The 20,396-nt window shown below is 58.8% G+C and carries 21 protein-coding genes; 11 read left to right on the top strand and 10 right to left on the bottom strand.

The window, feature by feature from the left end; all coding sequences use genetic code 11:
• The first annotated feature begins 1 nt into the window (after position 1).
• From ACSQ3L_RS28135 to ACSQ3L_RS28180, 10 genes are all read left to right on the top strand, one after another.
• Positions 2-1,324: an ABC transporter substrate-binding protein gene (locus ACSQ3L_RS28135; protein WP_436162864.1), complete on the top strand. Its 1,323-nt coding sequence runs from the start codon at positions 2-4 to the stop codon at positions 1,322-1,324.
• A 10-nt stretch (positions 1,325-1,334) separates the two neighbouring features.
• Positions 1,335-2,105: an ABC transporter ATP-binding protein gene (locus ACSQ3L_RS28140; protein WP_436162865.1), complete on the top strand. Its 771-nt coding sequence runs from the start codon at positions 1,335-1,337 to the stop codon at positions 2,103-2,105.
• Positions 2,106-2,109: 4 nt separating this feature from the next.
• Positions 2,110-2,817, top strand: a complete 708-nt coding sequence (locus ACSQ3L_RS28145; RefSeq protein WP_436162866.1) for an ABC transporter ATP-binding protein — start codon at positions 2,110-2,112, stop codon at positions 2,815-2,817.
• A 5-nt stretch (positions 2,818-2,822) separates the two neighbouring features.
• Entirely contained in the window at positions 2,823-3,701 is an 879-nt protein-coding gene (locus ACSQ3L_RS28150; protein ID WP_436162867.1) for a branched-chain amino acid ABC transporter permease, read from the top strand.
• Positions 3,698-4,807 (top strand): branched-chain amino acid ABC transporter permease, encoded by a 1,110-nt coding sequence (locus ACSQ3L_RS28155; RefSeq protein ID WP_436162868.1) that lies wholly within the window; start codon positions 3,698-3,700, stop codon positions 4,805-4,807. Before ACSQ3L_RS28150 ends, ACSQ3L_RS28155 begins: the two co-directional genes overlap by 4 nt.
• Positions 4,804-5,889, top strand: a complete 1,086-nt coding sequence (locus ACSQ3L_RS28160) for a phenylacetaldoxime dehydratase family protein (protein WP_436162869.1) — start codon at positions 4,804-4,806, stop codon at positions 5,887-5,889. The genes ACSQ3L_RS28155 and ACSQ3L_RS28160 overlap by 4 nt, the downstream gene beginning before the upstream one ends.
• Positions 5,890-5,977: 88 nt before the next feature.
• Positions 5,978-7,438, top strand: coding sequence for an amidase (locus ACSQ3L_RS28165; RefSeq protein ID WP_436162870.1), 1,461 nt, complete (start codon positions 5,978-5,980; stop codon positions 7,436-7,438).
• Positions 7,428-8,072, top strand: a complete 645-nt coding sequence (gene nthA, locus ACSQ3L_RS28170; RefSeq protein WP_436162871.1) for a nitrile hydratase subunit alpha — start codon at positions 7,428-7,430, stop codon at positions 8,070-8,072. Before ACSQ3L_RS28165 ends, nthA begins: the two co-directional genes overlap by 11 nt.
• Positions 8,073-8,101: 29 nt before the next feature.
• Positions 8,102-8,764 (top strand): nitrile hydratase subunit beta, encoded by a 663-nt coding sequence (gene nthB / locus ACSQ3L_RS28175; RefSeq protein ID WP_436162872.1) that lies wholly within the window; start codon positions 8,102-8,104, stop codon positions 8,762-8,764.
• Complete coding sequence (locus ACSQ3L_RS28180) at positions 8,751-9,134, top strand: nitrile hydratase accessory protein (RefSeq protein ID WP_436162873.1); 384 nt, start codon at positions 8,751-8,753, stop codon at positions 9,132-9,134. Before nthB ends, ACSQ3L_RS28180 begins: the two co-directional genes overlap by 14 nt.
• Before the next feature lie 71 nt (positions 9,135-9,205).
• On the opposite strand, the gene ACSQ3L_RS28185 is transcribed toward ACSQ3L_RS28180, so the two are convergent.
• From ACSQ3L_RS28185 to ACSQ3L_RS28215, 7 genes are read right to left on the bottom strand one after another with little or no spacing between them, the layout of a single operon-like run.
• Positions 9,206-10,495 (bottom strand): amidase, encoded by a 1,290-nt coding sequence (locus tag ACSQ3L_RS28185; RefSeq protein WP_436162874.1) that lies wholly within the window; start codon positions 10,493-10,495, stop codon positions 9,206-9,208.
• Between the two features lie 40 nt (positions 10,496-10,535).
• Entirely contained in the window at positions 10,536-11,720 is a 1,185-nt protein-coding gene (locus ACSQ3L_RS28190; RefSeq protein WP_436162875.1) for a substrate-binding protein, read from the bottom strand.
• Positions 11,721-11,755: 35 nt separating this feature from the next.
• The gene (locus tag ACSQ3L_RS28195) at positions 11,756-12,454 is read right to left on the bottom strand and encodes an ABC transporter ATP-binding protein (RefSeq protein ID WP_436162876.1); all 699 of its coding nucleotides are present in this window, start codon (positions 12,452-12,454) and stop codon (positions 11,756-11,758) included.
• Entirely contained in the window at positions 12,455-13,165 is a 711-nt protein-coding gene (locus ACSQ3L_RS28200) for an ATP-binding cassette domain-containing protein (protein ID WP_436162877.1), read from the bottom strand. It abuts the gene before it with no gap.
• Positions 13,162-14,187: a branched-chain amino acid ABC transporter permease gene (locus ACSQ3L_RS28205; protein ID WP_436162878.1), complete on the bottom strand. Its 1,026-nt coding sequence runs from the start codon at positions 14,185-14,187 to the stop codon at positions 13,162-13,164. The genes ACSQ3L_RS28200 and ACSQ3L_RS28205 overlap by 4 nt, the downstream gene beginning before the upstream one ends.
• Positions 14,184-15,062, bottom strand: coding sequence for a branched-chain amino acid ABC transporter permease (locus tag ACSQ3L_RS28210; RefSeq protein WP_436162879.1), 879 nt, complete (start codon positions 15,060-15,062; stop codon positions 14,184-14,186). Before ACSQ3L_RS28210 ends, ACSQ3L_RS28205 begins: the two co-directional genes overlap by 4 nt.
• Complete coding sequence (locus ACSQ3L_RS28215; protein WP_436162880.1) at positions 15,032-16,477, bottom strand: amidase; 1,446 nt, start codon at positions 16,475-16,477, stop codon at positions 15,032-15,034. The genes ACSQ3L_RS28210 and ACSQ3L_RS28215 overlap by 31 nt, the downstream gene beginning before the upstream one ends.
• A 95-nt stretch (positions 16,478-16,572) precedes the next feature.
• On the opposite strand from ACSQ3L_RS28215, the gene ACSQ3L_RS28220 reads away from it, so the two are divergent.
• Positions 16,573-17,541, top strand: coding sequence for a LysR substrate-binding domain-containing protein (locus tag ACSQ3L_RS28220; protein WP_436162881.1), 969 nt, complete (start codon positions 16,573-16,575; stop codon positions 17,539-17,541).
• 150 nt (positions 17,542-17,691) lie between these two features.
• Here the strand turns inward: ACSQ3L_RS28220 and ACSQ3L_RS28225 are convergent, their stop codons facing one another.
• The 3 genes from ACSQ3L_RS28225 to ACSQ3L_RS28235 form a co-directional block, all read right to left on the bottom strand.
• A complete protein-coding gene (locus tag ACSQ3L_RS28225; RefSeq protein ID WP_436162882.1) occupies positions 17,692-18,375 on the bottom strand; it encodes an SGNH/GDSL hydrolase family protein in 684 nt (227 codons plus the stop codon).
• 93 nt (positions 18,376-18,468) lie between these two features.
• Complete coding sequence (locus ACSQ3L_RS28230) at positions 18,469-19,422, bottom strand: ABC transporter permease (protein ID WP_436162883.1); 954 nt, start codon at positions 19,420-19,422, stop codon at positions 18,469-18,471.
• 3 nt (positions 19,423-19,425) lie between these two features.
• Positions 19,426-20,388 carry an ABC transporter permease gene (locus tag ACSQ3L_RS28235; protein WP_436162884.1) on the bottom strand — a complete coding sequence of 321 codons (963 nt, stop codon included), beginning with the start codon at positions 20,386-20,388 and terminating at the stop codon, positions 19,426-19,428.
• Between the last annotated feature and the right edge of the window lie 8 nt (positions 20,389-20,396).

Raw genomic sequence — 20,396 nt, forward strand, 5'->3', positions numbered from 1 at the left:
CATGACTAGCGAACGAAAAACTGATGCGTCCCGGCGCAACTTCCTGAAGTCAGCTGGCATGAGCGGGCTTGGTTCGGCCGCAATAATGGCGGGTTTGAACTCGTCTGCCGCAGCGCAATCGTCCGAACCGGTTATTATCGGGGCGCCACTTCCACTCACGGGCGTCGCCTCCCCGGACGGCATTGAATTTCAACGCGGCCTTGAGATGGCGGCGAAGGAAATCAACGCACTTGGCGGCATATTGGGTCGGCAAGTGAAAATTGTTGTCGCCGACACTCAAAGTGGCGGCGACGATCTCATCGTCAGCGCAGGTCAGGGCCTGATTGACCGCGATGGGGCCAATGTCCTCATTTCGGGTTACAATTTTGGCTCACAGACCGCTTTGCAGAACCTGACGGCGGACGCGTCGATGGTTTACCTCAACGCAGATACCGCTCGCGCCCATTGCGATCTCGTGAAGAAAGACCCGGAAAAATACTGGGGATCATTCATGTATTGCCCGTCCGAATATTTCTACGGATACTCTTATCTGGATTTCATCAAGCGCCTGGAAGACTCGGCCCAACTGAAGCTTTCTAACCGCAAGCTCGCGATTATCACCGGGCCTCTGACGTACTCCATCAACATCGCGCAGAGCATCCGTGACACCGCCAAGAAATACAATCTGGAGGTTTCGCTGTACGAGACGGTGCAGGCCCCGACGTCCGAGTGGGGCCCGACATTGGCCAAGCTGCGCGCCGATCCGCCGGCCCTAATTGCGGTTACACACTTCTTTCCGCAGGACCAGGCGCAGTTCATGCTGCAGTTCATAACCAATCCGACAAACAGCTTGATCTACATGCAATATGGCGCATCCCTTGGAATCTTCCGGGACGTGGCCGGCGACGCGTCAGAGGGCGTATTGTATGCGACAAGCCTTGGCGTTCTGGAGGATGAACTCGGGAATGCTTTCACGAAGAACTACCTTGGCGCTTACGGTGACAACGCTTCACCTCTAAGCGGCGCCCAGACCTACACGGCCCTCTACATGTATTCGATCGCGGCAGCGCTCGCGGGCGGGGCGGGAAAGGCTTATGAAGCCGACCAAAACCGCAAGATCGCGGATCGGCTCAAGTCGCTGATCTACCGTTCGGTGTTTGGCAGCGTCCATTTCGACCCGGAGACACAGTCGGTCTTCAGCTACCCGGTCCAGACAGACGATCCATCGCTTGCGGCTCCGCTTTGCTACAATCAGATCCAGGACAAGACCAAGTCCGGATTTCTCATAGCACCCAAGCCATACAACCATCACGATTTCGTTCTGCCGAAATGGATGAAGGCGTAGAGTGAAGCCAATGCCGTTTGACGTTGAGCCACTCCTCGAATGTCGCGACGTCAAAAAGCACTATGGTGCTTTGGCTGCGGTTGACGGGATCAGTCTGTCCATCAGAAGTGGTGAGACTATTGGTATCGGGGGGCCCAACGGAGCCGGCAAGACGACTTTTCTGGACGTGATTTCAGGCCTGACCGCAGTAACAAGCGGTCAGGTTACCTTTCAGGGCAAGGCGATCACCGGCATCAGGGCCCACAAGCTCTTCCATATGGGAATGGCGCGAACTTTCCAGGTCACCAGTGGATTTGCAAGTCTGACGGTTCTGCAGAACATGCTCGCCGCGGTTGTCTACGGGTCAGGCCGCGAACGTCCGGGACTGTTGCTGACGAAGGCGTTCCGAGAAAGGTCGATGGCCTGTTTGCAAGAATACGGTCTTGCGGATATCGCAAACTCGTTGGTCTCGGACATTCCGGCTTTGGCACGCAAGAAGCTCATGGTGGCATCGGCGGTGGTACACAAGCCGAAACTGTTGTTGCTTGATGAACCGGTAGGCGGTCTCAACCCAGCCGAAATCGACGAATTCATCGATTTGATTTTCCATCTGCGCGGCCGAGGTACATGCATCGTCTTTATTGAGCATGTCATGCGCTTCCTGACGACAGTCTCGGACCGGGCTCTGATTATCCACCAGGGCAGGCTCATCTATGATGGCGACCCCCGCGGCATTGCCAAGGATCCTACGGTCAAGGCCGTCTACCTAGGGTCGCAAGCAGAAATATTGGGAGCTGCGTAGTCGCGTGACCCCACTCCTGTCAATCAAGGCCCTTTCGTCGGGTTATCACCATCAAAAGGTGCTTCACGGGATTGATTTTGAGATAGAGCGCGGGGCGATTGCAGCCATTATCGGCCCCAATGGGCACGGCAAGTCCACGCTGCTCAAAGCGATCTCGGGCCTGCTTCCGATCTGGTCTGGTCAGATCGAATTCAATGGGCGGAAACTGCCGGCAAGGGCCTCCGACATAGCCAGGCTGGGACTGGTTCATGTGCCCCAGGGCGACCAGCTGTTCACAGGGTTGACGGTAGAGGAAAATCTGCTGATGGGCGCCTTTGCAAGATCAGATGCCGACGTCGGAAAGACGCTGGACGAAGTCTACACGCTGTTTCCAAAACTGCGGGACCGCCGGACGCAGCGAGCGAACTCCCTTTCTGGCGGTGAACGGCGGATGGTCGGGATCGGCCGCGGATTGATGGCCAAAGGCCTGCTCATGATGGTCGACGAGCCATCGCTCGGGCTGGCACCACTGGTGACGGACCACATCTACGAGGTTCTTGGGCATATGGCGAAGGACGGCCAGTCGATTATCGTGGTCGAGGAAGATCTAAGCCGCGTGAACAAGGTTGCCACAGCATTCCACCTGCTGGATGGCGGCGAATTCGCCTGGCATGGGTCAGCCGATGAACTGTCGAATTCAGCGCATGTCCTTAAGACGTATTTGGGGAACTAGAACGCGTGAACATCTTTGTGCAGATTTTCGCCACCGGGCTCACCATGGGCGCCATGTATGCCCTGGCCTCGGTCGGGCTCGCATTGGCATTCGGAACCATGGGCATGTTCAACATGGCGCACGGGGTGTTCATGACGATCGGCGCCTATGCCGCCTACACGGTCTCAACTGTCTTTGGAGCTCCGATCTATATGGGCCTTATTGCCGGCATCGCTGCTGGCGCCCTGGTTGGCGCATTGCTGCAGGTGCTCGTGGTCCGCTTCATGCTTGATACCGAGGATTTTCAAACAACCGTTATGGTGGCAACGGTCGGTGTCGCCACTTTGCTGCAGGATCTGATCCTGAAGAAATATGGTGGTTATCCCTTCAAGCAACCGCTGCAGATAAACGGATCCTTTTGGGTCGGTGACGTCGCAATACCCTATCAGTCCGTGTTGATCTTACTGGTTGCCGGACTGCTTATTGGCTGCGTCGCCTGGCTCCTGACCCGCAGTAAGTTCGGACTTGCCATTCGAGCGACTGCCATGAATCCCGATGCAGCCAGTCTCATGGGCGTCAACACGCACCGCGCCTATCTTCAGGTTATGGTCATCGCTGGGGTCCTGGCTGCGGCAGCGGGCATGCTTATTTCCTCCCGCGTGGGTCTGTCGCCAGATATGGGGTCCTCCCCGCTTATACGGGCCTTCGTCATCTGTGTGGTGGCTGGACTCGGAAGCGTTCCGGCCGCCGGCGTTTCCGCCATCGCATTTGGTCTTCTGGAAGCGACGATCAGCTACTTCTTTGGCGCTCGGTACGGACTGCCTGTGATGCTGGGGCTCGTGATCCTGGTGCTGATCGTCAAGCCAGCGGGACTGTTCGGCAAGCAGGACGTCGTTCGCGCATGAGCCAGCTTAGTGAAATGCAAAGGCATCTGATCGGCGCGGTCGTTCTATTTGTCTCCATAGCCGCGCTGCCCATCTTTGTTACACAGAGATACATCCTCGGTGAAATCATCGTATTCATGTTGTGGGCATCGGTAGCGATACAGTGGAATGTCCTGATGGGACACGCTGGTGTGTTCTCACTGGGCCAGATGCTATTTTTTGCGATCGGCGCCTATACCGTTGGCATGGCGGGCACCTACCTCGATCTGTCGCCTTGGATTTCCATACCCGCCGGAGCCGCAGTTGCGGCTGTGGCCGCTTTGTTTATCGGCCTCGCCTGTATTCGCCTTGCTCCGGCGTATGTAGCGCTTCTGACGTTCGCTATCGCCTTCATGGCCTACTCCTTGATAACCACGGACTCCGCCTGCTTCACGGCGATCGGCGGCAATTGTCAGCCACTCTTTGGAGGCACCAATGGATTTTCTGGGTTCAAGGATTTCGGATTTCGGGCGCTTCTGAAAGGCAATTGGATTGTCGGCAACTATTTCGTCGTCCTTGTGTCTTTGGCTATCTCGTTTGTCGCTTCGATCGTTGTCATCCACGGACGGTTGGGCTTGGCGTTCCGAGCGTTGAAGGACAGCTCAATCTATGCAGCCAGCAGGGGTATAAACCTGACCAAATTCCACATGATCGCCTTTGCAATTACATCCATGTTCACTGGTTTCTCAGGGGCAGTCTATGCAACGCATTACCGCTTTGCCGGACCCAGCCTGTTCGAACTGCCGACGCTGGTTCTCATCCTGTCGATGATGATCGTCGGCGGGCTGCGGTCGACATGGGGCCCAATTTTCGGCGCGATGCTGATCATGAGCCTGGTGGAAGTCTCGCGCGGCATGGCGGACATACAAAACACGGTCGTCGGGACGGTCCTCGTGATCTTTGTGTTGTTGCTTCCCAAGGGCATCGCTGGAGCTGGCGCCGATGCTTTTTTCTTCTTCCGCCGCAAAGCAGATAAGTCGTTGCATCCCAAGACGGCGAGAAAGGGAACCGACAACTCGAAACCGGTCAACGCCCGGGCCGTTGCTCTCTCCAGAGTGGCTCTTCCAGCGAAGATTAGTGAGGAATGATGCCTGATCTATCCCAACTGGAGCCTGCCATACCGGAGCACCTGCGAGTGGAGCGAACGCAGCCGCTGCGTGCTCCGGCAAGGTATAAGCCGGAGCCGCTCGCATTTTCGGCTGGGTTCGACCCCAGTATCAGGAATCTGTCGATCATTTATTTCGGAGTACAATGCCCCGCCGGTATCGATCCGAGCGCCGCAATCGCAACCATCGAAGCGGCATTCAACGCTGCCGATGGGCCGAGACACCGGGATCGAGCCCGATATGAAGACGAAAAAGGCTATTGGAACAACTTGATCGTCGCCTACTGGGACGATAGCGCCACATGCGGCCGTTGGGGAAATGCCTTATCGGCCGGGTGGTGGCATCAGGGCCTCGACTTGAATGGCGAAATCGGAGCGTTCTGCGAGGCATACACGCCCGGCGCCGCCGACTTCGAAACAACGTTTTCACACGCGGAACCTGAAGGCCTCGCAAAGCTTTCGCCAAAAATGTTCCGCAGCTATCCCAATGCATATTTTGGCTCGGCGAGGGACAGGCTTCCCGCAGCGCAGACAGATGCACTTGAGCCTGTTGGTGCTCCCCGGCTTGATCCCCCCCTAGCGACGGGCCAGGACCCACGCGGGCGTATGGTCAATATCATCCCTCATGACAATCTCTGCCTACTGCGCTCCGGGCAAGACTGGTCGAGAGCGGAAGGCGACGAACTGGCTTTCTATCTGGACAAGATCAAACCGTCCCTGGACGCCGGAATGATCGAAATTCGTGATCAGGGTGCACAGTTGGGCTGCTATTTCAACCGCTACATGACGGTGGTGGAAGACGGTGTTTGGGCCGAAAAATCATACAGCGTCAGCGCCTGGCATTCGCTCGCGGCCCCAGAGAAGTGGGTCAAGACGCCCACACACCTTGCGATCTTCGGGCCATGGATCAGGCATCTCCAACAGGCTGCCGACACTGGCGAAACCGTCAACATACGGCTCTACCACGAAATGATGGTCCTGAAGGCAGCCGACCAGTCGTTTTCGTATTTCAACTGCCATGACAAGACGGGGATGCTCAACGCGATTGCCGGCGTATCAACGTAGGGGCCGAATAAACTGCAGGTGGACGGGACAATCGCGGCATGCCCGGCCGCGCAGCGATACCGGGCCAGTTCGTATCAGGAAGCTGGACATGATGGAGGCTTCGCCAATTCATACAAGCACTGCCCAGGTCGGTTCAGACGATTTAGCGTTTGCAACCGTCAAGACAGTCGCCAGATATCTTCAACGTGGTGATATCACCGCGATGGGACTGTGCGAAGAGACCCTCGACCGGGTGCTGGCGCTGAATCCGGGGGTAGGCGCCTATAGCGATGTCGTTGGAGAACGGGCACTCGACGATGCGGATGCTTCCGATAAAAGACGGCGGCTGGGGAAGAGTCTGGGCACCCTCGATGGCATACCGATTGCGGTCAAGGACCTGATCGATACGGTGCCCGCGCGCTGCAAAGGCGGGCTAAACCATCTCTCCGGATACTACCCGCACCAGGACGCCTCCGTGGTCCGGCAACTGAGGGCGGCGGGCGCTGTCATCATAGGGGTCGCGGAAACGGATTCTGGCGCGTTCGGCACCAGCACGCCTGCCGTGGTAAATCCGGTCGCCCCCAACAGCATAGCCGGTGGATCGAGCGGCGGTTCGGCTGCCGCTGTCGCCGCCGGTTTGGCTTATGCCGCGATCGGCACCGACACGGCCGGCAGCATCCGCATCCCCTCCTATTGTTGTTCCACCTATGGCTTCAAGCCGTCTTGGGGAAGAGTCCCACTCGACGGCATACGGCCTCTTGCGCCGAGTCTCGATCACGTCGGGCCGATGGCAAGGTGTGTTGCGGATCTGCACATTCTGCAGGCTGTTCTCGATCCTGAAGGCTTTGCCATGTCTCCGGCTGGAAAGCGGCCGCTGCGCATCGGCGTCTCTGAAGACTATTATGCCGATGCCGAACCGCAGATCAAATCAGCGTTGGCGGCGATTCTAACCGGCGTTGGAGACGCGGATATCGAAATAAGACATCTTTCCATTCCGAGTCCGGAGCGGACCATGAAGGTACACATGGTGAACGCCGTCAAAGAGATCGCCGACTATCACATTTGTCATTTTGGAGACGCTTGGGAATCCTATCCCGGAGTCGCGAAATCGACTGTGGAATTGGGGGCTTCCGTGAATGCGGAGGACTTCGAGAAGGCCGAGGATGAACGCGGAAAGCTAAGGTTCGAAGTGGAACAGGCATTCGGATCGGTGGATATATTGATGTTGCCGATATTGCCGATGCATGCTCCCTTTCGGAACGAGAGGCAAGTTGTCCTGGACGACAAAAGCTATCCCATCCTGGCGGCAACGGTGCGTTACACGGCGCTGTTTAGCCAGACGGGTCATCCTGTGGTTGCCATGCCAGGCCTTAGGCTGCTCGATGGCCGCGGACTTGGCATCCAGCTGATAGGAAAGCTCGGTTCCGATGCAGAACTCCTTTCTAGCGCAAGGATTCTGGAAGAAATTCTTGCGGTTTCGGTAGACTATGCCGCTCTCGCCGAAAGCCAACTAGAGCAGGTCCGGAACACCCGGCTGTCGATCGACCAGGAAACGAGTCATGAGCGATGAACACAACGCCGGCGCCAGCCACCATCACGCCGACGCCGGTACCCATCACCATCACGATCATGACGAGATCGAGAAGGGAGCGGCCCTCAGGGTGCGGGCCATCGAAGAACTGATGATCGCAAAGGGTCTAATCAACCCGGATACCGTGGACGCGATCGTCGAACACTACGAGCGCGACGTCGGACCACGCAACGGCGCGGCCGTCGTCGCAAGAGCCTGGACGGACCCGCAATACCGCGAATGGCTGCTGAGCAACGGAACCGCCGCTATCAACGACATGGGTTTCAGCGGCTTCCAGGGCGAGCATATTCGTGTACTCGAAAACAACGACAAGGTTCATAACGTCGTCGTATGTACTTTGTGTTCCTGCTATCCGTGGCCAGTACTTGGCCTGCCGCCCGCCTGGTATAAGAACCCTGCCTACAGGTCGCGCGTCGTGCGCGAACCGCGCGCCGTTATTGCCGAATTCGGCTATGACGTTCCGGATGATGTTGAAGTGCGCGTATGGGATAGCACTGCGGAAGTGCGATATTTGGTCATCCCAAAAAAGCCATCAGGTACGGAAGGCGCATCTGTCAAAGAACTGGCCGCAATGGTCACGCGGGACGGCATGATCGGCACTGCAAGGCTATAGGTGGAGCAACTCATGCTGGGGACGGTTTAGTGGACGGCATTCATGACATGGGCGGCATGCATGGCTTTGGGCCGGTCGACCGGCACAATGACTATACATTTCGGGCAGACTGGCAAAGAAGGGCTTTCGGTGTCGTCGAAGCCCTGGCCGGTGTTGTTCCTTTCAACTCCGATACGTTCAGGCGTGCTTTGGAGCGTATTTCGGCAGATGAATCTCTCCGTCACAGCTATTTCGAGAGATGGGTCATGGCGACCGAGACCCTGCTCCTCGAGGCGGGGCTGGTGAACGAGAACGAGTTAAAGACCGGCAAAAAAGAGTTCGATGCCGACATGACGAATCGGTCTCCTATAGGGCCGCAAGTGCTGATCGAAGCGTTCATCGCAGGTGCATCGCTGGAATTTCCCTCTGACAGCCAGCCGGCGAGATTCAAGGTGGGACAGTCGGTGCGCGTGACGGTCAACGCCCCGAAAGACCACACGCGCGTTCCGCGCTATCTGCGCGGTCGGGTTGGCACCGTCACCCACGATTCCGGCGTGTTTCAATTCGCTGACACCGTCGCTGCCGGCAAAGGACAATGCCCGCAGCACTGCTACACCATCGCCTTTCCTGCCCGCAGCCTTTGGGGAGAATCAGCGGAAGCGGGGGAAACGATAAATGCCGACCTTTGGGAGTCCTATCTTGAACCGGTTTGAGCAGCATCGTGACGTGATCGGCCTGGCCCGATCCACCATGCCGCCCAGATGCGATGGCGAGCCCCTGTTCCGCGAGCCATGGCACGCGCGTATTTTCGCCGTCATGGTTGCGTTGGTGAAAGGCCACAAGCTGGAATGGATAGAATTCCAGGAGCGGTTGGCCAAAGATCTGAAGGAGCATCAATCCGCAGATGTAAAACTGACGTCGGAGGACGTCGACTTGCAATATTTCGATTGCTGGCTCAGGGCTGCTGAAGAGACGCTGGCGACATCCGGATTTGTTGACGAACGGGAGGTTGCCCATCAAATCGAGGCGATTAAGGCCAGTATCGACGAGATCAGGCAGAGTCAAATCGCCCACAATCACTAGTGGATTGGACGAAAAATCCATGGAATCAGATCTTCTAGTTTTCGTCCGGCATTGTGTCGCCAGAAATCAGACTAGGTGCCAACGAGTGCTCTAGCGAACCTCAGAATTCTGCTTTCGCCTCGGTGACGTCCGACGATCTGAAGACTGGGATGCGGGGTCTCGGCCGAATCATTGAGCGGCATCGCAAGCGCTGGATGTCCAGTGTGGTCGAAAAGACATGTCTGCCTGACCAACGCCATCGTAAAGTCGCAAGACTTGCCCGAAACGATCAGTTCTTCCGCATCGCGTCGCGGACGTGACACCGAGAGGGTCGGCGTCAGTATGACATCGACATCCTCCAACAGGCGATTGACCTGGTCGGTGAATCGAACCCTCTTCTCAGATGCATTGACATAATCCCCCACGGGCGCCTGAAGCGCCGCAGCAAACCAGCTTTGGGCGATCGCCGGATAGCTGCCAATGTGCTTTTTGAAGTTGGCGTGGTGGTAGGCGGCTCCCTCGACAAAAAAGATGCGCCCATGCATCTCGGAAATCTCATCGAGATCGGGAAGTTGAACCTCCTGGCATTCGATGCCTTGCGCTTTGAGAAGGTCCAGCACCTGACCAAAGGCACCCCTGATTTCTGCGTCCGCTTCCTGCAGCCAAATGGGATCAAATCCGATCTTTTGCACGCGAGCGCCGTTGCCACCCTCGTCGTTACAAAGCGCCGCCCATAGCAGTGCCACATCTTCGACCGTTCTGGCCATGGGGCCGACGTGATCCAGGGACGGAATGAGAGGGAAAATACCTCCCATCGGCAAAGCCCCAAAGGTCGGTTTCAAACCAACAGTACCGCAGCAAGCGGAGGGAATGCGGATCGAGCCACCGGTATCTGTTCCGATCGCTCCCAGACAGAAGCCGGCCGCCAGCGCTGCTGCCGAGCCGCCGCTTGAGCCACCGACCGTCAGAGCGGGGTCGATGGGATGAGTGACGTCCGGCGTGCGTACGCCGAACGCTCCGGGATCGCTGACAGATACGCCCAGCACGATGGCGCCTGCCGCACGCAGACGCGCGGTGATAGACGAATCTGTCGACGGCATGTGGTCTGCGCGAAACGACAATCCAGCCGAACAGGGCGCGCCGACGGTGTCGCAATTCTCTTTTACGACGACGGGCAGTCCGGCAAGAGGAGGGAGCGCCTCCCCGGCTCGGATGCGCACATCCATGGCGCGCGCCACTTCAATTGCCTGATCGGCCAAGGTATGGCGCAGCGCACCGATATCGCCATTGCCGCTTTCGATGCGCTTGAGAAAGCGCGATGTCAGCTCTTGGGCACTGACATCGCGCTCGCGAATGGCGGTGAGCGCCGCCACAACGCTCATTTCCAACGAATCCGCCACTGCAGTATTCATTTCAGCCGGACTACAGACTGCAACCCGTAACCTCGGGATCGATCTGGCCGAAATTCTCGACGATGTCCCATTGGCCTTTGTCGTTGCCTCGCGCCAGAAGACTGTTGGACCGCATCACATTGTTGGCGGCGAAACCGACCTTGCCCTGCGGCGCATCGAATTCGACCTGACGAAATGCGTCGATCACGGCCTCGGTTTCCGTGCTCCCCGCCTTCTCGACCGCCAGCTTGTACAAATTGACGGCATCGTATGCCGCTTCGCCGATGGCATCGATCGGCTTGTCGGCGCCGAACATGTCGGCATAGGCCTTCTTGAAGGCGGCATTCTTGTCGTTTTCCAGCCCCATGAAATAGGCTTGGTTCGACAAGGTTCCGGCCGTCAGCTCAGGGTGGAAGAAGGAGAACAGCTCATCGAGACCGTTGGAGAACAATTGCTGCTTGAAGCCGAAGCTCTGATACTGCTTGAGGAAGGTGATAACGTCACTGCCGGCCACCATGCACCAGACGAAATCAGGATTGGCTGCCTTGAGCCGGTCGAAAACGGGACCGAAATCCTGCGTGCCGAATGGCAGGAATTCCGCGCCGAGCACCTTTCCGCCCTTTGCTTCCATCGACGCCTTGATGGCGTCGGCGCTCTTACGGGGCCAGACGTAGTCCGAACCGACGATGTAGGTGGACTTGCCGGTGTTTGCGGTCAGCCAAGCGACCGACGGGTCAATCTGCTGGTTGGGGACCTGGCCGGTTGAGAAGAAGTAGCGTTCGCAGACCCCACCCTCGTAATAGGTGGTGTACATCAGGAGCTTTTTTGCCGGCGTCGTGACGCTGCGCGCTGCCACATGCGTCAGGCTGGCAATAAGGCCTATGATAGCGTCAACCTGGTCATCGTTGATGAGCTTGCGAGCCTTCTCAATCGCTCCGCGTGTCGTGGTCTGATCGTCTTCCACGACAAAATCGACCTGCCGGCCGGCAATGCCGCCGCCCTTGTTGATTTCGCTGATCGCCAGTTTGAAGCAATTGAGCTGGGTCTCGCCCAAGATCGTTTCGAGACCAGTCATACCTGACAGGAAGCCAAGTTTGATCGGTCCTTGCTGGGCTCGAAGAATGCTTGGCATGCCAAGCGAGAAGGCGGATGCCGCCACCGCTCCAGCACCGAGCCGCTTGAGCGTTGCACGTCTGGTAATCAATCTGGAAGTCATGTCGTTCCCCTTTGCTTTTGTTGACTCGTTGCGCCTCAGACGGACAGATGCCGCTGGAGCAATTCCTCATCGTCGAGTTCGGCGGGGGCGCCGCCATAGACCACGTCCCCCTTCACCATGATGGCGAAGCGGTCGGCGGCACTTTTCACCAGCCCCAGATTCTGCTCGACAAGGAGAACTGAAATTCCGCGCGTTTTTGCGAGGTCGCGGATGAAAACGCCAATGTCCTGGATGATGTTGGGCTGGATGCCTTCCGACGGCTCGTCAAGAAGCAGGACCTTGGGGTCGCCACACATCGCCCGCGAGATCGCCAGCTGCTGCTTCTGACCGCCGGACATGGTGCCTGCGACCTGACGCCTGCGCTCATCCAGAATGGGAAATCTTTCGAAGATGAAGTCAGGAATACCGGCTGACGCAGACGGATTGGCGCGCAGGCCCATCTTGAGATTTTCTTCGACAGTAAGCTTGTCGAAGATGCCGCGGCCCTGCGGTACATAGCCGATGCCGGCCTTCGCTATTTCGTGGGTGCGCAGATTGGTGATGGCGCGACCGTCGAGTACGGTCTCACCACCAGTTGGCGTCACGATGGCCATGACTGTTTTCAAAAGCGTTGTCTTGCCGACGCCGTTGCGGCCCAGCAGAGCCACAACTTCGCCCTTTGCCAAATCGAGGTTCACGCGATTCAAGATCTGCGCCGAGCCGTAGGCTGAGGTGAGTGCTTTGACCGTCAACATCTATCGCCGCCCCAGATAGACATCGCGGACTGTTTCATTGCTTTCGATGAGATCGAACGGACCGGAGGCGATCACCGCACCGTGGTGCATGACGATCGTGCGGGCACCCAATTCGCGCACGAAGGCCATGTCGTGTTCGATGACGATCACCGTCACGCGACCAACGAGGTCCTTGAGAAACCGTGCGGTGTCCCGCGTCTCGTCCACCGACAGACCCGCCGTCGGTTCGTCGAGCAGCAGCACCTTCGGCTCCATGGCGAGCGCCATGCCGATCTCGAGCCACTGCTTCTTGCCATGCGGCAGATTGCCCGCCGCAACGTCGCGATCGCCCAGCAGATGAACCTTGGCGAGCAAGGCCTCCAGCCGCCTGCTATCGGCCCCTCGGGGCATGGACAGCCTCAGATTGTCAGCCACGGTGAGGCTTTCGAATACGCTTGGAACCTGAAATTTCCGCGCAATGCCAAGTTTTGCGATCTGCTCGGGTGCCCGCCCGTCGATGGCGATGTCGCCAAATTCAATCGAGCCTTCGCTCAAGGGCAGCGTCCCGCAGATCATGTTGAGAAGCGTGCTTTTGCCCGCGCCATTAGGCCCGATAATGCAGATCAGCTCACCGGGCGCGAAGACCTCGGAAACGTCCGTCACGGCTGCAAAATTGCCGAACCGCTTGTTGACGCGATTGAGTTTGAGGACGGGAATTGATGCGTCGCTCATTGCCCTGCCCCTTCGTTTTTCCTGCGAAGAAGGACCTTGTCCATGACGAAAGCGGGCACCCCCTTGGGAAACACCAGCACGAGAAGGATGAAGAACGAGCCGATAAATAGCGGCCACGCCTCGATGCTGAGCGAACTGACTTTTTGCTGAAGCTGCCAGACGACGAAGGTGCCGATGACGGCGCCTGTCAGCGTCCCGCTGCCCCCCACCGCCACCCAGATGATGACTTCGGTCGACAGCGACAGCGCGATCAGATCAGGCGCCACAAATCCGGTCCCGGTGGCATAGATGGCACCCGCCAGGCCGGCCATTGCCGCCGAAGCTGTGAACGTCATCAGCAGGATGAACTGCGTCCGGTAGCCCAGCGTGCGCACTTTGACTTCGTTGTCCTGGATGGCGGTCAAAACGAGGCCAAGACGCCCATGCATGACGCGTAAAGCCGCCAGGAGACACACGGCCAGAATGCCGAGCGCCAGATAGTATGAGGCTGTGGTGCCACCGAGGCTGTATCCGAAGATCGAGAAGGGCGGCACGCCGATCAGCCCGGAATCGCCGCCGGTCACGCTGGACCAGCCAACCGCGATTTGATTTGCGATCAGCGTCAGCGCCAGGGTGACGATCGTGAAATAGGCGCCACGCACCCCGCCATACAAAATGAAATAGCCAACGGCCAACGCCACCAGCGCCGCCATGCCGACCCCGAAGAGCAGACCAGCCAAACTCACCCATTGCGGGTCGATGCCAAAGCGGGTCGAGGCGATGGCCATGCCGTAGGCGCCAAGCCCGAAGAACGTGGCATGACCGAAACTCAAAATGCCTGTACGCCCCCAAAACATGTCGAGGCTCAAAGCAAAAAGGCCAAGCAGGATGATGTCGCGATAATTGGAAAGCGTGTAGCCGCCGACAAAGACCGGCATCGCCGCCAATGCCGCGAGCATGATGATGGCGATCAGCGTCGAGGGCCGCACGAAACCCGGCTTCACACGGTCGCGAATGCGCGTGGACTGTCCGACCGCACTCATGACGAAAGTATCCCGTTCGGACGGAAACGCAGAATGACAATCGCCAGGACCAGAACGAGGGCCTGCGCAACCGTGGTGGGGATCTGGTAGGATAGCGCGGTCTCGAGTCCGCCAATGATGCTGCTGCCGGCTGCGACGCCCGCGACACTGCCCGCACCGCCGACCAGAACGACAAAGAACGATCGCGCCAGGTAGTTGATGCCCATATAGGCGGTGACCGAGGTTAGCGGCGCGAGCAGCACGCCAGCAAGCGCCGCCAGCGCGGCACCAGATGCGAATGCCCTTGCGTTTATCTTGTCGGCATTGACACCCATGACGGCTGCCATCTCGGTGCTCTGGATGGACGCCCTGAGATCAAGGCCGAAGCGCGTCCGCTTGAACAGCAGAATTGTCACGGCGAAAGTCGCAAGCGCAAAGCCGATCAGAAATATGCGATAGGCGGGATAATTGGCCCCTGCGATGTCAATCGCGCCGGCAAACGGACCCACCGCTCGCTGTGGCGCTGCCCCAAATGTCAGCACCAGAGCCTGCTGTATAATGAGGCTCAGACCCCAGGTGACCAGGATCGCGTGGAGTGGGTTTTTATAGACCCTCGCGATAAGCACTTTTTCAAGTGCGAGTCCGACGCAATAGCCGACGACTGGGGCGAGCAGCAGGGCGAGCCAGAAGCTGCCGCCGGCTGCTTGCACTGCCACCAGGGTAAAGGCGCCGATGGTGATGAACTCGCCATGGGCCAGATTGATGACGTTCATCAACCCAAAAATGATGGCGAGGCCCATCGAGACGATCAGCAAGATGCTGATGAGCGTGAGGGCGTTGAGAACGAAGGGAATAGCGGTTTGCATCAGTCCTCCCTTCTTCCGATGGCAGGCCATTTGCCACCCGGTGTCAGAAAGCGTTCCGGATACATCTGCTGGTAAGTCAGAGCAGCGCTCAGAACTGCTTCGTCGTCGCCACGCGCGCCGATGATTTGCAGGCCGATCGGCAGTGCGTCTGCCGTGAAGCCACAGGGCACCGAACAGGCTGGTTGCTGGCTCAAATTAATCGGAAAGCTGAAGGACGACCATTCAAAGGAGCTTTCAAACCCGCTGTCCTTGGGAACGTCATAGCCGATGTCGAAAGCGGGAATCGGAACCGAGGGCGATACGACGTAGTCGAACTGGTCGAGAAGCGCGTCCATCTGCGCGCCGAACTGGGCGCGACGGGTCTCAGCCTGCATGCGCTCGACCGCTGTATACCGCTGACCAATCCGCGCGGCGTGGACAAACCCTGGATCAAGCATGTCGTGGTCTCCAGGATTTATCGACGACAGCCGGTTGGCGGCCCCAACGTACCAGTGACGAAAGAATATCTCGAGCAGAGCATCCTGTTCCGGAAGCCGTATTTCCGCGATTCTGGCGCCTGCCAACTCCAGGTCTCTCAACACGACATCGACCGCCTCGGTCACCGACTGATCGACACCGCCCACGCAGGGTGTTTTCCAGTAGCCGACCCGCTTCTCCGACCAATTGACATGGTGCAGCGAGACATCGGGGAAGGCTTTTGGAGGCTGGGCCCAGTCGCGGAGATCTCGGCCTGACATGGCATTCAGCATGGCTGCTGCGTCCTCAACGGTACGCGCCATCGGCCCTATGTGCGCCACCGTGCCGAACGAACTCGCCGGATAGGCGGGAACCCGCCCGAAACTGGGCTTGTGCCCGACAACGCCGGTGAAAGATGCGGGGATCCGTATCGACCCGCCACCGTCGGTTCCAAGGTGAAGAACACCCGCGCCGGCTGCGGCAGCGATGGCTGCGCCTCCGGAAGAGCCACCCGGCGTCTTGGAAGCATCCCACGGATTGCGAGCAATGCCGTCCTTGCGATTGTCGGTAACGGCCTTCCAACCGAATTCGGGCGTAATCGTAAGGCCGATGATAACAGCCCCTGCCCCGCGCAGATTTCTTACCGACGGCGCGTCGGGCTGGCCGGAGATATCGCTTGTCGTGGTGCTTCCATAGCGGACGTCCAAACCCTGGCATTGCACGATATCCTTGATCGTGGTTGGCACGCCATCGATTGGCGACAGGGCTGTACCGGTCCTCCACCTTTTTTCCGATGCGCGCGCCGCGGCAAGCGCTCCGTCATGATCGATCACAGTGAAGGCATTGAGCGCTGCGTGGACATCTTCGGCGCGTTCGAGCACGGCCGCCACCGCATCGACGGGACTCAATTCGCCGGCGGCAAACGCATTCGTCAGCTCCTTGGCAGTCCACTGACAAATCTCGTTGATATTGCTTATGCCGGCTAGCACCCAGTTCCTCCATCACTTCCCGATGGCGGATTTACAGCACGTCACCCCTCTGTCATAAAATGTATAATTTAAACGAACAGATACAAAAAATAGCTATGTCGCTTACGGTCCGCCAGATTGAATATGTCGTCGAAGTTGCCAAGCGCGGCAGCATTTCGGCCGCCAGCACTCAATTGCGCATTTCGCAATCCTCTATTCTTGCGGCAATGGAGATGGCGGAGCAAGCCGCCGGAACCCGAGTGTTCGACCGGAGGAAGGGCCATGGCGTTGTCGTCACGCCAGCGGGCCAGAAGTTTCTTGTCTCAGCAAGGCGATATTTGTCGGCAAGCGCCGATTTTTTTTCATCGCTGGACGAACTGGCCCATTCGGGAGAGCATTCGATACGGGTGGGCTGTTTTTCACCCCTCGGTCCATTGCTTATTCCACCGGTGATCAAGCGCATGGTTGCGGAGATCGGTGAATCGGAAGTGAGCCTCTACGAAGGCGATCAGGTGGAGTTACGCGGTTGGCTTACCGCGGGAACACTCGACCTTGTCGTTACCTACGATATCGGTGAGGAATACGGCAGCGGCATTACCCCAATCTGCAAAGTCCCAGCCCACGCCCTTGTTCGTTACGACGACAGTCTGGCCGACAAGGAGACGGTATCCATGGAGGACCTCTCGCAACGGCCATTGGTGCTACTCGATCTACCGGAGTCACGCACCTATCTGATGGCGCTTTTTGATTTCGCCGCTCGCCGCCCGAAACTTGGACTGCGTACCCGATCCTACGAGACGGTCCGCACCGCCGTTTCGAATGGATTGGGCGTTTCCGTTCTCAACATAAAGCCAAATCGTGACGCGAGCCCCGACGGCCCCGAATTGCGACGCATTCCCATTTCCGATCAGCTGCGCCGGCCGACGCTGATTGTCGTAGACCCTTATGGCGAAAACAAACCAGCCTATGTGAAGGGCTTCATCCGTAGCCTGCATGATTATATATCGGAATTGGGGGCGGCAAATTTCGCAGTCTTCAAACCAGGGCAAGGTGACGACTTAATCTATCCCGCCCCGCAACTCTGAATGCCGAGCAGAACCTGACCAGGACAGCCATCCAAGCAACAAAAATACGGGGTCGAACTCATCGTCCGGCCCCGTATTTTGTGTATCGCGGGAGGAAGGTGCGACACACTCCGTCGGCCTGTGTGCCGCAAGCCGGCGGGCGTTGCGGCTTCAGGCGGCGGTGCTGACGCGGCTTGGCTCGAGGATCGACTTGACCTTGTCGGCGACCGCGCGCCCCAGATCGGCGTTGTTTCCTGCGGTGAAATGGATGCCGTCGACACCGTCCGTGGTGACGAAATCGCCGGCATTCAGGAAGTCGATCTTCATAAAATCCGCCATCGCCTTGTACTGCCTGGCCAGATCCCTGGATTTTTCGTGGCCGCCGCCAAACATGCCCTCGAACCATGGATCGGGCATCGGCGTCAGCGGCGGCGGCGCGATGACCAACGCCTTCGGGGCCGGATAAGGGGTGCCGATGCCGCCGGCGCTGGTCAGGATCTGCCCGACTAGTTTCGCCATTCCATTGGCGATCTCGTAGGGCGTCCGGCGAAAATAGGATTTCGTGTCGTTTGTACCGAGCATCACGATGACCAGGTCCAGCGGCAGATGGCTGGCGATGGCCGAGGGCAGGTAGTTGGCCCCGTTCAAGCGCGGATCGTTGGGATCGTCGAGACAAGTCGTGCGTGCGCTCAAGCCTTCTTCGACGATGTGATAGCCCGCTCCCAGTGCTGCCGCCATCACGCCCGTCCAGCGTTGATCATAGGGATAGCGGTGGGTCGGTGATCCCTCCTTGACCGGAACCCAGCCCCAGGTCAGCGAGTCGCCGTAGCACATGATGTTTTTTGGCGGTGACATCCATGTCTCTCCATCTGTTTGCCAATTGTCTGAACGCGCGGTTTTATCGGTCCCGGCGAACACCGGTGCCCGCTTGCCTTTCGCTGTTTCACGTCAGGGGGTTCGCACGCGCACTCCGTAGAAGATCGCCGCGCCGAGGATGATGACGCCCTGAGCGATAAGCTTGCCGGGCTCGTCGATGCCGAGCACCGTCATCACCACGAACAGCAGCGCAAAACACAGCGCACCGAAGAAAGGCCCCCAGACGCCGCCGTCGCCACGGCCGAAGACGACGCCCCCGAGGATCGTTGCCGCGACGGCCAGGATCGGCAGATCGAGACTGACGCGGACGCTGCCGACGGCAATCGAACCTGTCTGCACCAGGGCCGCGATCGCCGCGATCAGGCCGGCCAGCGTATGCGCCAGGATGACGGTGCGCTGGACTGGCACTCCCGAGAAATGGGCTGCTTCGGCATTCTCGCCGACCGAGGCGACGTAGCGGCCAAACACCGTCTGCGACAAAAGCAGCGACACCGCGGCGGTCAGCAGGATCCAGAACAGCACCGGCGTCGGAACCGACAGGAATTTCGTGTTGTAGAGGTCGTTGAACAGCTTCGGCACGTCGCCGGGCGGATTGCCGCTCGACAGGAATTGCACCAACCCGACCAGGATGATGCTGACCGCCAGCGTCACGATGACCGCCGACACTCGCCGGTTGCCGATCATGAAGCCGTTGAACAGGCCGATGACGAGGCCCGTGGCGAGCGCCAGCGCGACGAAGAAAGGCAGCGACGCGCCGGGGAAAGTGCCCGACGAGATGAAATAGTTGATGAGCAGGATGACGCCGCCGCCGGAGAGGTCGATCGACTTCACCCGCATGACGACGAGTTGCCCCAGCACCAGGATGCCGAGCGGAACGATCTGCCTGATGAAGATGCCCATGATGTTGAGGTTGAGCATGTTCGGCCGCGCGATCCACAACGTCGCCAGCAGCACGAGGAAAACGAAATAGGACGGCGGGATGCGAAGCAGACGCCGGGCAATCGGATTTGCGAGAACGGCAGTCATCGCTCAGAGCCCCATTTTCTTGCGGGATTGCAGCCCGACCACCGCCAGCAGGATGCCGCCCTTGATAGCGGTCTGGACGAAGGGCGAGACGTTGGCGAGGTTCATGCCATTGGCCAGCAGCGCCATGACCAGCGCGCCGATCACCGTGCCGTGCAGGCTGCCGATGCCGCCGGAGAGCTGCGTGCCTCCAAGGGCGACGGCGGTGACGGTGTCGAGTTCGAAAAGCAGCCCGACATTCGGATCGCCCGACACGATGCGCCCGGCCAGGAAGACACCGGCAACGGCCGCGAAGCAGGAACAGACCACATAGGCGAGGATGATGTTGCGACGGTCGGCGACGCCGAAATTGCGGGCGGCACTTTCGGCGCCGGACGCGATGCCGCCGCCGATCGCAAACAGATGCAGCCCGTATCGCGATCCGTAGAGCAGCTTCCACGCTGCCAGGATCACGACGATGCCCCAGAAGGCCGGATAGGGAATGCCGAGGAAACTGCCCGAGACGGCGGCGATGACGATCTCCGGCACGGTGCCGCCGGAGACGGGACGCAAGATGCGCGTGATGCCAAGCACGATGTACTGCGTCGACAGCGTCGCGATGATCGGATGGACGTTGAAGCGGGTGATCGCCAGGCCGTTGATCAGCCCGATGAGTGCGGCCAGCAGAAAGACCGCCGGGATCAGCACGATCGCCGGCTGGTCGAGCGCCAGCACCGCCGTGGTGAAGCTGATGACCGAGCCGACCGACAGATCGAGCCCGCCGATGAGCACGACGACGAGTTGTCCGATCGCCGCGATGATCAGCGGCATCGCCTGGGCAACCAGGTTGAAGAGGTTTTCAGCCGTTGCGAACTGTGTCGTCTCGACGGTCAGCCACAGCGAAATGAGCAAGGCGACCAGCAGCGGCAGGCCCCACAGGCCTTGCCGTGTGTTCCGGCCACTCAGGATGCTGAAAAGCGAACGATACATGAAGGCCC

Source organism: Mesorhizobium sp. LjRoot246, from assembly GCF_964254115.1.
Classification (GTDB): Bacteria; Pseudomonadota; Alphaproteobacteria; order Rhizobiales; family Rhizobiaceae; genus Mesorhizobium.

Excerpts from the sequence above, each read along its gene's own strand:
- ACSQ3L_RS28135 (WP_436162864.1), top strand. The coding sequence starts at position 2 with ATGACTAGCGAACGAAAAACTGATGCGTCCCGGCGCAACTTCCTGAAG.
- ACSQ3L_RS28140 (WP_436162865.1), top strand. The coding sequence starts at position 1,335 with ATGCCGTTTGACGTTGAGCCACTCCTCGAATGTCGCGACGTCAAAAAG.
- ACSQ3L_RS28155 (WP_436162868.1), top strand. The coding sequence starts at position 3,698 with ATGAGCCAGCTTAGTGAAATGCAAAGGCATCTGATCGGCGCGGTCGTT.
- ACSQ3L_RS28160 (WP_436162869.1), top strand. The coding sequence starts at position 4,804 with ATGATGCCTGATCTATCCCAACTGGAGCCTGCCATACCGGAGCACCTG.
- ACSQ3L_RS28165 (WP_436162870.1), top strand. The coding sequence starts at position 5,978 with ATGATGGAGGCTTCGCCAATTCATACAAGCACTGCCCAGGTCGGTTCA.
- nthA (WP_436162871.1), top strand. The coding sequence starts at position 7,428 with ATGAGCGATGAACACAACGCCGGCGCCAGCCACCATCACGCCGACGCC.
- ACSQ3L_RS28185 (WP_436162874.1), bottom strand. The coding sequence starts at position 10,495 with ATGAGCGTTGTGGCGGCGCTCACCGCCATTCGCGAGCGCGATGTCAGT.
- ACSQ3L_RS28190 (WP_436162875.1), bottom strand. The coding sequence starts at position 11,720 with ATGACTTCCAGATTGATTACCAGACGTGCAACGCTCAAGCGGCTCGGT.
- ACSQ3L_RS28195 (WP_436162876.1), bottom strand. The coding sequence starts at position 12,454 with ATGTTGACGGTCAAAGCACTCACCTCAGCCTACGGCTCGGCGCAGATC.
- ACSQ3L_RS28200 (WP_436162877.1), bottom strand. The coding sequence starts at position 13,165 with ATGAGCGACGCATCAATTCCCGTCCTCAAACTCAATCGCGTCAACAAG.
- ACSQ3L_RS28205 (WP_436162878.1), bottom strand. The coding sequence starts at position 14,187 with ATGAGTGCGGTCGGACAGTCCACGCGCATTCGCGACCGTGTGAAGCCG.
- ACSQ3L_RS28210 (WP_436162879.1), bottom strand. The coding sequence starts at position 15,062 with ATGGCCTGCCATCGGAAGAAGGGAGGACTGATGCAAACCGCTATTCCC.
- ACSQ3L_RS28220 (WP_436162881.1), top strand. The coding sequence starts at position 16,573 with ATGTCGCTTACGGTCCGCCAGATTGAATATGTCGTCGAAGTTGCCAAG.
- ACSQ3L_RS28225 (WP_436162882.1), bottom strand. The coding sequence starts at position 18,375 with ATGTCACCGCCAAAAAACATCATGTGCTACGGCGACTCGCTGACCTGG.
- ACSQ3L_RS28230 (WP_436162883.1), bottom strand. The coding sequence starts at position 19,422 with ATGACTGCCGTTCTCGCAAATCCGATTGCCCGGCGTCTGCTTCGCATC.
- ACSQ3L_RS28235 (WP_436162884.1), bottom strand. The coding sequence starts at position 20,388 with ATGTATCGTTCGCTTTTCAGCATCCTGAGTGGCCGGAACACACGGCAA.